This window comes from Nonomuraea sp. NPDC051298 (assembly GCF_055586305.1).
Genome location: NZ_JBVJIM010000003.1, coordinates 169,145 through 184,017, shown reverse-complemented (window position 1 = coordinate 184,017; position 14,873 = coordinate 169,145). Strand labels below are relative to the sequence as shown.

General features: G+C 69.6%; 15 protein-coding genes and 1 tRNA gene. 4 read left to right on the top strand and 12 right to left on the bottom strand.

The genetic code is table 11. From position 1 onward, the window contains the following. Nucleotides 1–31: 31 nt before the first annotated feature. Complete coding sequence (locus ACZ6S0_RS10915) at nucleotides 32–1,726, top strand: WD40 repeat domain-containing protein (protein ID WP_465915540.1); 1,695 nt, start codon at nucleotides 32–34, stop codon at nucleotides 1,724–1,726. Between the two features lie 100 nt (nucleotides 1,727–1,826). Here ACZ6S0_RS10915 and ACZ6S0_RS10910 read toward each other — a convergent pair. From ACZ6S0_RS10910 to ACZ6S0_RS10895, 4 genes are all read right to left on the bottom strand, one after another. Then, nucleotides 1,827–1,899: transfer RNA gene (locus ACZ6S0_RS10910), tRNA-Thr, on the bottom strand. A 20-nt stretch (nucleotides 1,900–1,919) separates the two neighbouring features. Further along, complete coding sequence (rlmB, locus tag ACZ6S0_RS10905) at nucleotides 1,920–2,885, bottom strand: 23S rRNA (guanosine(2251)-2'-O)-methyltransferase RlmB (RefSeq protein ID WP_465915539.1); 966 nt, start codon at nucleotides 2,883–2,885, stop codon at nucleotides 1,920–1,922. Between the two features lie 69 nt (nucleotides 2,886–2,954). After that, the gene (gene cysS, locus ACZ6S0_RS10900) at nucleotides 2,955–4,349 is read right to left on the bottom strand and encodes a cysteine--tRNA ligase (protein WP_465915538.1); all 1,395 of its coding nucleotides are present in this window, start codon (nucleotides 4,347–4,349) and stop codon (nucleotides 2,955–2,957) included. 43 nt (nucleotides 4,350–4,392) lie between these two features. Then, nucleotides 4,393–4,779: a PPOX class F420-dependent oxidoreductase gene (locus tag ACZ6S0_RS10895; RefSeq protein WP_465915537.1), complete on the bottom strand. Its 387-nt coding sequence runs from the start codon at nucleotides 4,777–4,779 to the stop codon at nucleotides 4,393–4,395. Nucleotides 4,780–4,834: 55 nt separating this feature from the next. Here ACZ6S0_RS10895 and ACZ6S0_RS10890 point away from each other — a divergent pair, with 55 nt between their 5' ends. Beyond that, on the top strand, nucleotides 4,835–6,289 hold the full coding sequence (locus tag ACZ6S0_RS10890; RefSeq protein WP_465915536.1) for a DUF2637 domain-containing protein: 1,455 nt from the start codon (nucleotides 4,835–4,837) through the stop codon (nucleotides 6,287–6,289). A 696-nt stretch (nucleotides 6,290–6,985) separates the two neighbouring features. Here ACZ6S0_RS10890 and ACZ6S0_RS10885 read toward each other — a convergent pair. From ACZ6S0_RS10885 to ACZ6S0_RS10875, 3 genes are all read right to left on the bottom strand, one after another. Next, nucleotides 6,986–7,282 (bottom strand): GlsB/YeaQ/YmgE family stress response membrane protein, encoded by a 297-nt coding sequence (locus ACZ6S0_RS10885; RefSeq protein WP_465915535.1) that lies wholly within the window; start codon nucleotides 7,280–7,282, stop codon nucleotides 6,986–6,988. A gap of 182 nt (nucleotides 7,283–7,464) precedes the next feature. After that, a complete protein-coding gene (ispF, locus tag ACZ6S0_RS10880) occupies nucleotides 7,465–7,935 on the bottom strand; it encodes a 2-C-methyl-D-erythritol 2,4-cyclodiphosphate synthase (RefSeq protein ID WP_344872420.1) in 471 nt (156 codons plus the stop codon). A gap of 17 nt (nucleotides 7,936–7,952) precedes the next feature. Beyond that, nucleotides 7,953–8,435 carry a CarD family transcriptional regulator gene (locus ACZ6S0_RS10875; RefSeq protein ID WP_020544658.1) on the bottom strand — a complete coding sequence of 161 codons (483 nt, stop codon included), beginning with the start codon at nucleotides 8,433–8,435 and terminating at the stop codon, nucleotides 7,953–7,955. 251 nt (nucleotides 8,436–8,686) lie between these two features. On the opposite strand from ACZ6S0_RS10875, the gene ACZ6S0_RS10870 reads away from it, so the two are divergent. Beyond that, the gene (locus ACZ6S0_RS10870; protein ID WP_465915534.1) at nucleotides 8,687–9,265 is read left to right on the top strand and encodes a copper chaperone PCu(A)C; all 579 of its coding nucleotides are present in this window, start codon (nucleotides 8,687–8,689) and stop codon (nucleotides 9,263–9,265) included. 76 nt (nucleotides 9,266–9,341) lie between these two features. Here the strand turns inward: ACZ6S0_RS10870 and ACZ6S0_RS10865 are convergent, their stop codons facing one another. Both ACZ6S0_RS10865 and ACZ6S0_RS10860 read right to left on the bottom strand, forming a co-directional pair. Continuing rightward, nucleotides 9,342–10,034: a response regulator transcription factor gene (locus tag ACZ6S0_RS10865; protein ID WP_080043325.1), complete on the bottom strand. Its 693-nt coding sequence runs from the start codon at nucleotides 10,032–10,034 to the stop codon at nucleotides 9,342–9,344. A gap of 67 nt (nucleotides 10,035–10,101) precedes the next feature. After that, nucleotides 10,102–11,274, bottom strand: a complete 1,173-nt coding sequence (locus ACZ6S0_RS10860) for a sensor histidine kinase (RefSeq protein ID WP_465916123.1) — start codon at nucleotides 11,272–11,274, stop codon at nucleotides 10,102–10,104. 133 nt (nucleotides 11,275–11,407) lie between these two features. Here ACZ6S0_RS10860 and phoU point away from each other — a divergent pair, with 133 nt between their 5' ends. Then, nucleotides 11,408–12,052, top strand: a complete 645-nt coding sequence (gene phoU, locus ACZ6S0_RS10855; protein ID WP_465915533.1) for a phosphate signaling complex protein PhoU — start codon at nucleotides 11,408–11,410, stop codon at nucleotides 12,050–12,052. Between the two features lie 180 nt (nucleotides 12,053–12,232). Here the strand turns inward: phoU and ACZ6S0_RS10850 are convergent, their stop codons facing one another. From ACZ6S0_RS10850 to mshA, 3 genes are all read right to left on the bottom strand, one after another. Next, nucleotides 12,233–12,976, bottom strand: a complete 744-nt coding sequence (locus ACZ6S0_RS10850; RefSeq protein ID WP_465915532.1) for a phosphoglyceromutase — start codon at nucleotides 12,974–12,976, stop codon at nucleotides 12,233–12,235. 47 nt (nucleotides 12,977–13,023) lie between these two features. Beyond that, nucleotides 13,024–13,503 carry a type III secretion system chaperone family protein gene (locus ACZ6S0_RS10845; RefSeq protein ID WP_465915531.1) on the bottom strand — a complete coding sequence of 160 codons (480 nt, stop codon included), beginning with the start codon at nucleotides 13,501–13,503 and terminating at the stop codon, nucleotides 13,024–13,026. A gap of 79 nt (nucleotides 13,504–13,582) precedes the next feature. After that, nucleotides 13,583–14,863 carry a D-inositol-3-phosphate glycosyltransferase gene (gene mshA, locus ACZ6S0_RS10840; RefSeq protein ID WP_465915530.1) on the bottom strand — a complete coding sequence of 427 codons (1,281 nt, stop codon included), beginning with the start codon at nucleotides 14,861–14,863 and terminating at the stop codon, nucleotides 13,583–13,585. Nucleotides 14,864–14,873: the final 10 nt, after the last annotated feature.

Here is a 14,873-nt window from a genome sequence, read left to right as displayed (position 1 = left end):
CTGCCACCGTTATCGAACGTACGTTCCCATGATGCTTTCTGGAGGCTACATGCGTTTATCCAACGGACCGCTGATCACCCGATTAAGCCGCCGACTGACCGTCATCGGCAGTGTCCTCGCCCTGGCTGCCAGCCTCACGACCGCCCTCGGGAGTCCCGCCACGGCCGCCGATGCGACAACGCCACTCGGCGCCATCACCGGTAGCGCCGATGTGGCCGTGGGCGGCGGCAAGGTCTTCGTCGCCGCGGACGATCGTATTGTCGTCGCCAACACCGCGGGCGAGCTCACGAGCGCCATCACCGACGTGTCCAGGGTGACCAGCCTCGCCGTGACCCCCGACGGTAGCCGCCTCTACGCCGCTCTGCCCGATGCGCGCGAGATCGCCGAGATCGACACCGGGGATCTCACCATCCTGAGGCGGATCGATCTGTCCGCGCACCCGTGCCCGAAGTTTCTGTCGCTGTCCGGCACCCGCCTGTGGGTCGGCTACGGCTGCGGTGGGCACCAGGGCAGCGTCCTCAGCCTCGACGTGTCGGCCGCAGCACCACAGCCCGAACCAGCGGCGATCCGCACCGCCTTCGCCCCCATGGTCGCGGCGGCCGGGAACACGTTGGTGGTCGGCGATCAAGGAGTCAGCCCCACCAGCCTGTACGTGTACGACGTGAACGGCGCCTCGGTAACTTCTCGTGGCACGATCTCCGGTCACGACCACCACCTGAGCGTGCTGCACGACCTCACTGTCACGCCGGACGGCTCAACGATCATCACCGCGATGGCCAGTCCGTACCAATTCGACGCCTGGGACGCCACCACCCTGGCTCGGGTGCACGCCTACGGCCCCGAACAGGACTTCACCGGCTGGCCGGCGTCCGTCGCGGTCAGCGCGGACGGCACCCGCCTCGCCGCAGCGCGTTCGTCCGTCTATCCGGCATCACTCGCGTTGTACGACACAGCGACGGAGGAGAGGACCCACTGCTACGGCAACCCGACCGGGGACCTGCTTCCGGGAAGTCTCGCCTTCTCCGGCACCGATCTGTTCGGTGTGCTGGAGAATTCCACGAAAAGTGGCCGATTCCTGTGGCGCGTGCACGGTGCGACTCTTGAGGAGTCCACCCTGACCCTGACGGCTCCGGCCACGGGTAAGGCGTTCGCGCCCATCACCATGACCGGTCGGCTCTCGCTGCCCGGCGGTGCGGCACCAGGCGGGCAGCCGCTCGTGGTGACCCGCCGGCTGCCCGGCGGCACCAGCGATACGCTCCCCGGGTTCGCGACCGAACCGGACGGCACGTTCACCGTCACCGACGCCCCTCCGAGGACGGGGACGATCACCTATGACGTGGTCTGGGACGGCGGTCCTGAGATCCGGTGGAGCGGGAAGACGGCGACTGTCGAGGTGTCCAGGAACGATCCCGAAATCACCTTGTCCGCACCCAGGACGGGCATCGTCGGCCAGCCGCTGCAGATCAACGGTGTCCTGGATCTTGCCGGTCAGGCTCCCCCACCGGGCACCACATTGCAGGTGAATCGCGAGGTGATCAGCCCGGACGGTTCGGTCGTCACCCCTCTGCCCGCGGTGACGCCGACCAGTGACGGCTCGTTCGGCTTCACCGACACGCCTGCGGCGCCCGGCAGGTACTCGTACAACGTCACATTCAGCGGCGACAGCGCCTTCTACCCGACGGACGCTGTGACCCGCTACATCGTCGTCGAAGCGGCATCCTGGTAACCGCCGCTCTTCGTCGCACCCCGCCGTCGCCGCGTGCACTGTCCTGACAAACACGAAGCCCCTGAGCCGGAATCACCAGTTCAGGGGCCGCTTGTTGCAGAGCCGACGAGGGGAATCGAACCCCTGACCTTCTGTTTACAAGACAGATGCTCTGCCGATTGAGCTACGTCGGCACGGCCTACCAGTGTAGACGCTAGGGACGCCTGTGACGAGCCACTTCATACAGCGCCACCCCCGCCGCCACCCCCGCGTTGAGCGACTCGGCGGCCGCTCGCATCGGGATGCGGGTCACCACGTCGCACTGCTCACGCACCAGGCGCGACAGGCCCTTGCCCTCCGAGCCCACGACCACCACCAGCGGCTCGGACAGCAGCTCGACGTGGTCGAGGTCGATGTCGCTGCTGCCGTCGAGGCCGACGATGAACAGCCCGGCGTCGCGGTATTCGCGTAGCGCCGCCGTCAGGTTGGAGGCGCGGGCCACGCGGAGGTTCGCCAGCGTGCCGGCGGACGTCTTCCAGGCCCCGCCCGTGACGCCGGCCGAGCGGCGGGACGGGATGAGCAGGCCGTGGGCGCCGAAGGCGGTGGCGGAGCGGGCGATGGCTCCGAGGTTGCGGGGGTCGGTGACCGAGTCGAGGGCGACGATCAGCGGCACCTCGGCGGCGTCTTGGGCGAGCTCCACCAGCTCCGCGGGGTGCGCGTATTCGTACGCCGGGATCTGGAGGGCCACCCCCTGGTGAACGGCGCCCTCCGTCAAGCGGTCGAGCTTGTCGCGGGTGACCTCGAGCAGGGCGATGCCGCGCTCAGCCACGATCTTGATGGAGTCGCGTACGCGGTCGTCGTTGTCGATGCGCTGGGCGACGTAAAGAGCGGTGCACGGCACCCCCGCCTGCAGCGCCTCCAGCACCGGGTTGCGACCGCCGATGTATTCGGGGGCGTCGTCAGAGCGCCGCTGCGACCTGACAGGAGCAGCGCGCCGCTCGCCCCCGTGCTCCTCCCTGGCGATGCGCTGGGTGCGGGCCTTGTCTTTGTACCAATGCCGCATTTCGGCAGGCGGCGTCGCGCCCCGGCCCTCGAGTGCCCGGCGGCCCTGCCCTCCGGCGCCCTTGGACGGGCCCTTCTTCTTCGCGGGCCTGCCCGAAGCCCTACCGCCTGCTGCCATGACATCTAGGGTACTCGGGAGATCGGCCACCTCGGCCCACACCGCAAACTGCCCGCAAAGAGCCGGCTGCTACTGGCGGGTGAGCTCCCAGCGAGCCCCGTGCGGAGTGTCCTCCACCGTGATCCCCGCCGCCGTGAGCTGGTCTCTGATCGCGTCGGCGGCCGTGTAGTCCTTACGCTCCCTGGCCGCCTTGCGCTGCTCGAGCGCCACCGCCACCAGGGCGTCCACGATCGGCGACAGGTCGGACCCCGCGCCGCGCCATTGCGGCGAACGCGGGTCGAGGCCCAGCACGTCGAGCATGTTCTGGGTCTCGGCCAGGAGTCGCGCCACGGCCTCCTTGTCGCCCCGGGACAGCGCCACGTTGCCCTCGCGCACCACCTCGTGCACGACCGCCAGCGCCTGCGGCGTGCCCAGGTCGTCGTCGAGCGCGTCGGAGAACGCCTGCGGCAGCGGCGCGTCGGCGTCGACGTCGTGGATGACCTCGGCGGCCCGCGTCACGAACCCCTCGATCCGCTGGTACGCCGCCGCAGCCTCCTGCAGCGCCTCCTCCGAGTAGTCGATCGAGGAGCGGTAGTGGGGCGCCGCCAGGTAGTAGCGCAGCTCCACGGGCCGCACCTTCTGCACCATCTCGGGGATCAGCAGCGAGTTTCCGAGCGACTTGCTCATCTTCTCGGCGCCGATCTTGAGCATGCCGTTGTGCATCCAGTAGCGAGCGAAGCCGTCTCCGGCCGCCTGCGACTGGGCGATCTCGTTCTCGTGGTGCGGGAAGATCAGGTCGATCCCGCCACCGTGGATGTCGAACGTCGAGCCCAGGTATTTCGTCGCCATGGCCGAGCACTCCAGGTGCCAGCCGGGCCGCCCAGGACCCCACGGCGTCGGCCATGTCGGCTCGCCCGGCTTCTCGCCCTTCCACAGGGCGAAGTCGCGCGGGTCGCGCTTGCACGACTCGTCGTCGGTGTCGGCCGCCGCCCGCATGTTCTCCAGCTTCTGGTTGGACAGCGAGCCATAGCGGTCGGCGTAGGACTGCACGGCGAAGTAGACGTCGCCCCCCGACGCGTACGCGTGCCCGCGCTCGATCAGCCGCTCCATCAGCGTGATCATCTCGGGCACGTGGCCCGTGGCGCGCGGCTCGACGGTCGGGGGCAGGCAGCCCAGCGTGTCGTAGGCCCAGGTGAAGGCCCGCTGATTACGCTCGGCCACGACGAACCAGGGCACGCTCTCCTCGGCCGACACCCTGATGATCTTGTCGTCGATGTCCGTGACGTTGCGGCAGAACATCACGTCGTACCCGGAACGCGTCAGCCAGCGCCTGAGCACGTCGAAGTTCACGCCCGACCGGATATGTCCGATATGCGGAGGAGCCTGCACGGTTGCCCCACACAGGTAAATCGACGCCCGGCCGGCTTCGACCGGAACGAATTCACGGATGGCGCGCGTGCTGGTGTCGTAGATGTGCAGGCTCACAACGGCAAGGCTAACGCCTCGGCGGCGTCATCACGTCGATAAATCAGCCTCGCAAGTACACCTTGTCAGGCGAGATACGCACGATGAGCCGCTCGGCGCCCGGCTTGTCCTCCCATGGGAGCCCTCGGTACTTCTGCGACAGCTCTTCGATGAGCGCGCCCTCGGGGTCGGGCGTCAACGTCACCCGACCGCGGATCTCCACGTAGCGGTACGGATTCGCGGGATCGATGACCAGCAGGCTCGCCCGCGGGTCACGCTCGAAGTTCCGGGGCTTCCTGCGCCCCTCGACGGTCGAGAAGAGCACGTCGTCACCGTCCGTACGCACCCACACGACCGACGACTGCGGCCCGCCATCCGGGTTCAGACTCGTCACCGTCGCATAATTCGGCGCGTCCAGGAGTTTGCGGACATCTTCCGACAGCTCGCCCATAAGGTGCCTCCCTTGATCGGTCTCGGCCCTATTCTTCTGTAGGCTCGAAACTGCCATGGACGTGACACCCCCCTCTCTGCTTCGTCGCCTGGGCATCGCCCTGGCGGGGCTCGCCGTCGCCGCCCTCGCCGGGGCCGCGTGCGCGCTCTCCTTCGACGACCTGCGTACGCTGGCGCTCGCCGGTGCGGCCAGCCCCAACCTGGCCTTCGTCTACCCGGCGGCCTACGACGCACTGCTGGTGGTGGCACTGATCGGCGTGCTGCTGCTGCGCCCGGCCCGGCTGCTGGTGCGTCTGCAGGCCGCGTTCGTGCTGGCCCTGCTCATCGTGGCGGCAGCGGCGGCGAACGTGGCGGCGGCCTTGCGCGTCACGTTCGACCCACTGCAGACGGCCGTGGGCGTGGCCCTGGCGCCCTGGGTCATGCTGTCCCTGGCGCTGTGGCTGTGGTTACTGCTGATCAAGCACGTACAGGCCCGCCGCGCCGCGGGCGGTGCCGAGGACGACGACCGTGCCGCGGAGCTGGACATCGTGCCGTTCCACCGCCCCCAGCCACACGCCGGGACACCGCCCCGGCTCCACGCGGAGGTCCCGCCGCCCGTCCTGGCGCCCACACCGCTGGTCGGCCCCACGACCGCCCCCGAGACGCCGTCGATCTCGGCGCGCGTGTCCGAGTGGCCGGTGCAGGAGGAGGACAAACACCCCGAGCCGGCCCCCCAGCCCGAACGCGCCTCCCACGCCGAAGCCGCACGCGAACCCCAGCCCGAACGCAGTCCCCACTCCGAACGCGACGCCCAGCCCGGGCTTGACCCCCGGCCTGAGCTTGACCTCCAACCTGGGCCTGCCCCCCGACCTGGGCTTGGGCACCAAGCCGAACGCGATCCGGAGCCCCGACACACCGACCCCGCACGCGCGGAGTCCGAGCGCGCGCCGGAGCCCCACCCGCAGCCCGAACCCCAGCCCGAACCGCGCTCCCACCCGCAGCCGGAGCCGCTGCCCGAGCCCGAACCGGACCCTGAGCCTGAGCCTGAGCCGGAGTCTCAGCCCGCGTCTCGGCCGGAGCCCGACCCACAGCCCGTCCGGGAAGCGGCACCCGCTCCCGCCCCACGGCTCGACCTGGAACGATCACTCGACCAACCACCACCACTCGGCCGGGTGCGGCAGCCCGCCCCCGAGCCACGCCCCGAACCACGCCCCGAACCTCCGACGCGCCCCGTCCGCTGGGGCGACCGCGTCAAGCCGACCGACGTCCTGGTCCACCCCCGCCCAGGCGACGAGAGCGACAGGGACGCCGACACCCAGCCGCACCCCGTCATCGACGACGACGCCCCCGACCCGGAGCACGGCCCTGAGGCCGCCGACGGGGAGGAACTCGTGGCGGCCGCCGCCGTGACCACGAACACGCGCACGAACGCCGACGAGTTGGAGGACACCGCCCCTCACCCGGTGATCCACGACGACACCCCGGCCCCCTCCGGCCGCCTGCGCAGCACCCCCCGCCCCCCGGAAGACTGACCGCAAGAAAGCTGACCGCCCCAACTCGAACGACCACCAAGCCAAGCGTCCCCCCAGCTCGAACGGGCACCAGGCCAAGCGCCCCTCAGCTCGAACGTTGACCAGGCCAAGCGCCCCCAGGTCAAACGTCTCTCAGGTGAAGTGCCGCGAGACCAACCGCCGGAGAGCCGAGCCGCAGAACCGAGCCGGAGGGCCGCGCCTGAGAGGCGAGCCGGAGAAGCGAGCCCTTCAGAGGCAGGAAGACCCGCCCGAGAACGGCCGCAGGCGGGCCCACGCCTCCCGCCCGAGAACCGAGCCCCGGGCGGGCCACGCCTCCCGCCTGCTCACACGTCCCACCTGCCCGCACATCCCGCCTCCCGGCACAATCCCACCTGCCCCCCACATCCCGCCTCCCCGCACATCCCACTTGCCCCCACGTCCCGCCTGCCGGGCAGCAGCAGGGGTCCGATCAAGCCGATCGCGGCGCCGATCGCGATGGCGAGAGGGACGCAGAGAGGGACGCAAGAGCGCGACGCAGGGCAGAAAGGGACGGCGAGAGGGGCGGCGGGGGACGCCGATCGTGACGGCGGTAAACGGTGGGTTCAACGGGTCACGACATGAAACCTCCCCGGAAGGGTGACTGGTTCACTCTCACGGGGAGGTCGCTGCCCCATCTACGGGGTTCGTCCGCCGACGTTGGCGAAGGAGCGGGACAGGTCAGGTCGGGGTCTTTCCGCTGCGTCCGCCGCGCCCGAGACGCCCGATGCCCAGGCGCGTCACGAGGAGCACACCGACGATGGCCAGGACGAGCTGGATGAGGTGCTCGAGCCAGTTGATCCCTCTGGTGTGGGTCAGGCCGACCGCCGACGCGATCAGCGTGCCGATCAGTGCGGCCACGATGCCGACGATGATGGTCAGGCCGACGGACATGTTCTGCCTGCCCGGCACCAGCAGCCGGGCCAGCGCGCCGATGACGGCGCCGATGATTATCGCGGAAATGATCGCGCCGATCATGTGTAGCTCCCCCCGAAGACGTTCACATGTCGTGAGGAAACGTACCCTCAGGGCGGCAAACTACCCTTGGGAAGGCGGCGGCCCGTACCGCGCCAGTGACGAACCGCCGCCTCCGAATTCGACGGGCTGGACGACGGCCCGCCGGGACACCCTCACGTATCCCTCCATGAGACGCCCGGCGTTCAGGAAAGGTTGACCACCAGTGCGGTCGCGATGGCCGCCACGCCCTCGCCACGGCCGGTCAGGCCCAGACCGTCGGTAGTGGTGGCGGAGACGCTCACAGGGGCCCCTACGGCCGCGCTGAGGGCCTTCTCGGCCTCTTCCCTGCGCGGCGCCAGCTTGGGACGGTTGCCGACCACCTGGACGGCCACGTTGCCGATCTCGAACCCGGCGGCGCGGACCTGGCGCGCGGTCTCCTCCAGCAGCGCGGCGCCCGAGGCCCCCTTCCAGCGCGGGTCGGCGGTGCCGAACAGCCGCCCCAGATCGCCCAGCCCGGCCGCGGACAGCAGCGCGTCGCACGCGGCGTGGGCGGCGGCGTCGCCGTCGGAGTGACCCTCGAGCCCGATCTCGTCCGGCCAGCGCAGGCCCGCGAGGCTCAGCTCGCGCCCTGAGTCGTCAGAAGCGAACGGGTGGACGTCGACCCCGACGCCCACCCGTGGAAGATTCGTGTTCAGGAGTTGAGAACCTCGTCGAGAAGGGCCTCGGCCTTGTCCTCATTGGTCTTCTCGGCCAGGGCCAACTCACTGACCAGGATCTGACGAGCCTTGGCGAGCATACGCTTCTCGCCCGCGGACAGACCACGCTCACGGTCTCTCCGCCACAGGTCCCGAACCACCTCGGCGACCTTGTTCACATCGCCGGAGGCGAGCTTCTCCAGATTGGCCTTGTAACGACGAGACCAGTTGGTCGGCTCTTCCGTGTGCGGCATGCGAAGGACATCGAAAACCCGCTCAAGGCCTTCCTGGCCGACAACATCGCGCACACCGACGAGTTCCGCGTTTTCGGCTGGCACCTGGACGGTAAGGTCGCCCTTGTCGACCTTGAGCACCAGGTAGGTCTTTTCCTCACCCTTGATGGATCGCGTCGTGATTGCTTCGATCCGAGCAGCCCCATGGTGGGGGTAGACGACAGTGTCGCCGACCTGGAAAGTCATGTGACAAGTACCCCTTCCGCTGTACTCCAGGGTACCACGCATCCACAGCCTCCCGGAACAGTGAAATCCTCATAACTGCAGGTCAAGGGCGCATATTGGGGCTTGACAAGCACGCAACAGTATGAATCGCATTTCTGGACATAGCGAATGACCTGCGGGGGTGTGGATATGACCTTGCATTGGGGTGGATATGGTGGGCGCTGCCCATCACGCACGCGCGACACCTGCGCAAGACCAAGGAGAACCCGCCCGTGACCAGCCGTCGCTGGATTGTCGTAGCAGCCGCGTTCTTGGCCGCGCCCGTGCTCGCGGGCTGCGGGGCTGGATTCGACGCCACCACCAACAAGCCGTACGCACCGAACGAAGCGCAAGCCTTGATCGAGAAGGGCAAGTACGGTAACCAGAGCGGCATCAACATCCCTCAGGCGTTCATCCTCGGCCCCGACTCCGGAGCCCAGCTCCCCTGGCGCGGCTCGGCCCCCATCTACCTGAACATCCTCAACACGGGCGCCCCCGACACCCTCCAGGCCGTCTCCGCCGGCACCCTGGGCTCGGTGAAGGTCACGGCCCCGATCCAGCTCCCGAGCAACCAGCTCGTCAACACCGGCAAGCCCACCCCGCAGCTCATGCTGGAGTCGATCTCCAAGAGCCTCAGGGGCGGCGAGACGATCAAGCTGGACCTCCAGTTCGCCAACGCCGGCGTCGTGTCCATGAACGTGCCTGTGGTCACGCGCAGCCGCGAGTTCGCGGAGTACCCGCCGGCACCGGGCGCCACGCCGGCGCCCACGCCCTCCGCGACGCCGTCCGCGCCCGCGGAAGAGGCCCACTGACCGCGTCACACCCGACCGAGTCACGCCTGAACGAGGACGTGCGGAAACCCCGGTACCGCTTCGGTACCGGGGTTTCTCACTCCTCGACCGCGTCGAACTTGTAGCCCAGGCCGCGCACGGTCAGGATGCAGCGCGGGTTCGACGGGTCGGACTCGATCTTGGCGCGCAGCCGCTTGACGTGCACGTCCAGCGTCTTGGTGTCGCCCACGTAGTCGGCGCCCCAGACGCGGTCGATGAGCTGGCCCCTGGTCAGCACCCGCCCCGCGTTGCGCAGCAGCACCTCCAGCAGCTCGAACTCCTTCAGCGGGAGCTGTACCTGCTCACCGCGGACGGCGACGACGTGGCGGTCGACGTCCATCCGCACCGGGCCGACGGCCAGCACGGCCGTCTCCAGCTCCTCCACGACGTCGCCCTGGCGGCGCAGGACCGCGCGGATGCGGGCCACCAGCTCGCGCGAGGAGAACGGCTTGGTGACGTAGTCGTCGGCGCCCAGTTCGAGGCCCACGACCTTGTCGATCTCGCTGTCCTTGGCCGTGAGCATGATGACCGGGACCTTGGAGCGCTGCCGCAGCGAGCGGCACACCTCCGTGCCGGGCAGGCCGGGCAGCATCAGGTCGAGCAGCACCAGGTCGGCACCGTTGCGGTCGAACGTGTCGAGCGCCTCGGGCCCGGTCGCGGCGACCGACACCTCGAAGCCCTCCTTGCGCAGCATGTAGGACAGGGCGTCGGAGAAGGACTCCTCGTCCTCCACGACGAGAACCCGGGTCATGAGCCCTCCTCCGCCGGCCTCATGACTCGGAGAGTGCCGCGTCCAATGGTTCCTTCGCTTCGCTCGGTCACGAGGCTGCCTCCAGGGGAATCGAGGGTGGTACTGCCACCGCCGACCCGCCGAAGGCGGGCAGGCGGAGCGTGAAGGTGGAGCCGGACCCTTCCTTGCTCCAGACTGACACCTCGCCGGCGTGCGCGGCGGCGACGTGCTTGACGATGGCGAGCCCGAGCCCGGTGCCGCCGGTGATGCGCGAACGGGCCGCGTCGACGCGGAAGAACCGCTCGAAGATGCGTTCGAGCGCTTCTTCCGGGATGCCGATGCCCTGGTCGCTGACGCTGATCTCGACGGTGTCGCCCGCGGGCCGCACGCTGACGACGACCCTCGTGTGCTCGGGACTGTAGGCGACGGCGTTGTCGATCAGGTTGCGCAGGGCGGTGACGAGCAGCTCGTCGTCGCCCCAGATGCGCAGGCCCTCCGAACCTCCGGTGACCAGCGCGATGTCCTTCGCGGACGCCCTGGTGTTGCAGTGGTCGATGGCGTCCTGGATGGACTCGTCGATGGAGACCTGGCCCGGCGTGGGGATGGGCTCGGCGCCCTGGATCCTGCTGAGCGTGATCAGGTCCTGGATGAGGTAGTTGAGCCGGGCGGCCTCGAGTTGCATGCGCCCGGCGAAGCGGCTGACCGCCTCGGGGTCGTCGGCGGCGTCCTGGATCGTCTCGGCCAGCAGGCTCATGGCGCCGACCGGGGTCTTCAGCTCGTGGCTGACGTTGGCGACGAAGTCGCGGCGCACCGCCTCGACCCGGCGCCGCTCGGTCTGGTCCTCCGCGAGCACCAGCACCTGGCCGTACGAGCCGAGTGGCGCCACGCGGACGGCGAAGTTGGTGGTCTCCTGGCCGAACTTGTGCCCGGCGACGTCGATCTCGCTCTCGCGGATCTCGCCGTCGCGGCGTACCTGCCGCGCCAGCGCGAGCAGCTCAGCGGCCATCAGCCGGTCGCCCTTGACCAGTCCGAACGCGCGGGCAGCCGAGCTGGCGCGCAGGACACGGTCGTGGGCGTCGAGCACCACGGCGGACGAGGGCAGCACGGCGAGCACGGACGCCACGCCCTGGGGCAGCGCGGCACCGGTCTCCACACCGTCCGTCGCCGCGGCGCGGCTCGGGGCCTCGATCTGGTTCCGGTAGAACAGGACCGCCAGCGCGCCCACCACGAACCCGGCCAGGGCCGCGAAGCTCATGGCCATCTCACTCATGCCTCCGATGGTAGGTGGCGTTTCCGCAGGGACAGACCCCCTCATCAGGGGATGAACGGCCCTTTCCTGGAAAGTTCATCTTGCTGTAGGGGTTCGTTCATTGGCTGCCCCGTAGTGTGACAACATGCGCGACGCGTACCATGAGGAACTTGATTTACTGACCGACAAGCTGGTTGAGATGACCCGCCTTGTCCGTTCGGCCATCTCCCGTGCCACGACGGCTCTCCTCGACGCCGATCTCCAGCTCGCCGAGAGTGTCATCTCCCGCGACGAGGAGGTGAACGCGATCTTCGCCGACGTCGAGTCGTCGATCTTCGATCTCATGGCCAGGCAGCAGCCGGTCGCGGTGGACCTGCGGATGGTCATCACGGCGCTGCGCATGGGCACCGACCTCGAGCGGATGGGCGACCTGGCCGTGCACGTGGCCAAGGTGGCGCGGCTGAGGCACCCCGACTCCGCCATCCCGCCCGCGTTGCGCTCCACGATCCTCGAGATGGGGCAGATCGCCGAGAACCTGGTCACCAAGGCCGGGAGCTGCGTGGCCTCGCGCGACGTCGAATCCGCCCTGGAGCTCGAGCAGGACGACGACGCGATGGACCGGTTGCACCGGAAGCTGTTCAGGAACATCCTGGCCAAGGATTGGCAACATGGGGTGGAGCCGGCGATCGACATCACGTTGGTCGGCCGGTATTACGAGCGGTACGCGGATCATGCGGTGCGGGTCGCCCATGACGTGGTCTACCTGGTCACCGGGGCTCGCCCAAGTTAACAGGCCGGTGGGAGGTCCGTGAGGCGAACGCCCCGACTTCCCGCCGCCGCCATCTCCCCAGACCATCCCTGCCCGCCCCGCCGGACCGGGCAGGGATGTTTCGTGTGCCGGTTCGGGCGGCTCCCCGGCCTGTGTGAGCCGCCCCCCGTCGGCTCACACAGGCAGGGATGCCCGGAGGCGTCAGCGGCCCTGGTTGGCCACGGCTTCGATGGCGGACTTCGCGGCCTCGGGGTCGAGGTAGCGCCCGCCGGGGGTGGTCGGCCGGTAGTCGGCGTCCAGCTCGTACAGGAGCGGGATGCCCGTCGGGATGTTGAGGCCGGCGATCTCCTGCTCGCCGACGCCGTCGAGGTGCTTGACCAGGGCGCGCAGCGAGTTGCCGTGGGCCGCCACCAGCACCGTGCGGCCGGCCGCCAGATCGGGGACGATCTCGTCGTACCAGTAGGGGAGCATGCGGTCGACGACGTCTTTCAGGCACTCGGTACGGGGCATCAGCTCCGGCGGCAGCAGGGCGTAACGGGGGTCGCCGGCCTGGGAGAACTCGTCGTCGTCCGCGATGGGGGGCGGGGGCACGTCGTAGGAGCGCCGCCACAGCATGAACTGCTCGTCGCCGAACTCCTCCCTCGTCTGGGCCTTGTTCTTGCCCTGGAGGGCGCCGTAGTGGCGCTCGTTGAGCCGCCAGCTACGCTTCACGGGGAGCCAGCGCAGGTCCGCCTCGGCCAACGCCAGTTGGGCCGTCTGAATGGCCCTGGTGAGGAGGCTGGTGTGGACGACGTCCGGGCGCAGCCCGGTCTCCTGGAGGAGCTTGCCGCCGCGGCGGGCCTCGTCCTCGCCCTTGGCCGAGAGGCTCACGTCCACCCAACCGGTGAACAGGCCCTTCGCGTTCCAATCACTCTCGCCGTGCCTAAGCAGCACCAAAGTCGCCATGCGGCCAATCCTATGGTTCGCGCGAGTGCGGGCAGGCTGGGGTCGGCTCAGCGGTCGGGGTCGGCGAAGCGGGCGAACGCCTGGAGGTTGGCGAGGGACTCGCCGCGCTTGGCGCGCCACTCCCACTCCCGCCTGATCGACGACGCGAACCCCAGCTCCAGCGCGCGGTCGAACCACTCGTCCGAGTACGTCAGCACGCACCCCAGCAGCCGGTCCATCTCCTCCTCCGTGACGGCCGTCAACGGCGTCCGCCCCACCAGGTAGACGTCGCCCGCCGGGTCGAGGGAGAAGTGCACCCCGTACATCGAGCCGTTCCTGCCGAGCAGCCAGCGGTAGAACTCGGTGTGGTTCTCGTCGGGCTGACGGCAGAAGAACGCCTCGATGTGCAGCACCCGCTCGCCCACGATCAGCCAGACCATGGTGGCGAGCTTGTGCTGTCCTGGCAGTCTGGCGAGGAACGCCCCCGGCCGCGGCTCGTCGTAGGAGACGTCCGCGGCCTTGAGCGCGGCTTCGACGACATCGCGCATGCCGACCACAATAGGGGCCGCCCACAACAGGGAACGCGGTGAAAACCACGACAAAGGCCGCCACGGACCGGGACGGGGGTCAGAAGTTCGACACGGCCACGGGGACTTTGTGCAGGTTCGCGATGGCGGCGGCGTACGCGTCCATCAGGCGCGCGGCCGTGGCCTGCCAGCCGAACGCCGCCGCGTGCGTACGCGCGCCCGCCGAGAGCTGGTCGCGCAGCCGGGGCGCGGCGACGAGGCGGTGCAGCGCCAGCGCCCAGTCGGCCGGGTCGTGGCCGTCCACGAGCAGCCCGGACACCCCGTCGCTGACCGCCGTACGCAGCCCGCCGACCGCGGCGGCGACCACCGGCGTGCCGCACGCCTGCGACTCCAGCGCCACCAGCCCGAACGACTCGCTGTGGGAGGGGACGACGGTGACCGAGGCCGCCCGGTACCAGTCGGCCAGCTCTTCCTGGGGGGCGGGGGGCACGACGCGGACGACGTCCGAGATCCCGAGTTCGGCGGCCAGGTCGGTGAGCCGCGAGGGCTGGGCCAGGCCGTTGCCCGAGGGGCCGCCCACGCAGGCGACCACCAGGCGGCCGCGGAGCGACGGGTCGTCGATGAGCATCCTGGACGCGGCCCGCAGCAGCACGTCGGGGGCCTTGAGCGGCTGGACGCGGCCGACGAAGAGCAGGACATGGGCGTCCTGCGGGAGGCCGAGCCGGCGCCGGGCGGCGCCCTGGGAGGCGGGCTGGAAGACGGTGAGGTTGACGCCGGGGTTGACGACGGCGACCCGCTGCTCGGCGGCGCCGTACAGCTCGATCAGGTCGCGGGCCTCGTCGGCGGTGTTGGCGACGAGGCGGTCGGCGATCTCGACGACCTGCTGCTCGCCGACCACGCGGGCCGGGGGTTCCGGCTGGTCGCCCTGGGCGAGCAGCCGGTTCTTGACCTTGGCCATGGTGTGCATGGTGTGGACGAGGGGCACACCCCAGCGCTCCTTGGCCAGCCAGCCGACCTGGCCGGACAGCCAGTAGTGGGAGTGGATGACGTCGTAGCGGCCTGGGTCGTACATGGCCTCCGTTCGCAGCACCCCCGACAGGAACGCGCAGAGCTGGCCGGGCAGGTCTGCGCGGTCCATCTCCTCGTACGGGCCGGCCGTGAGGTGTCGTACGAGCACGCCGGGGGCGAGTTCGGCCACGGGCGGCAGGTCGCGGGCGGTGGCCCGGGTGAAGATCTCCACCTCCACGCCGAGCTGGGCCAGTAGCTTGGTCGACTCGACGATGTACACGTTCATGCCGCCGGCGTCGCCCGTTCCGGGCTGGTCCAGCGGCGATGTGTGCATGCTGATGGTCGCGACCCGGTTGACCCGTCGTCGCCTCACTCGACACCAC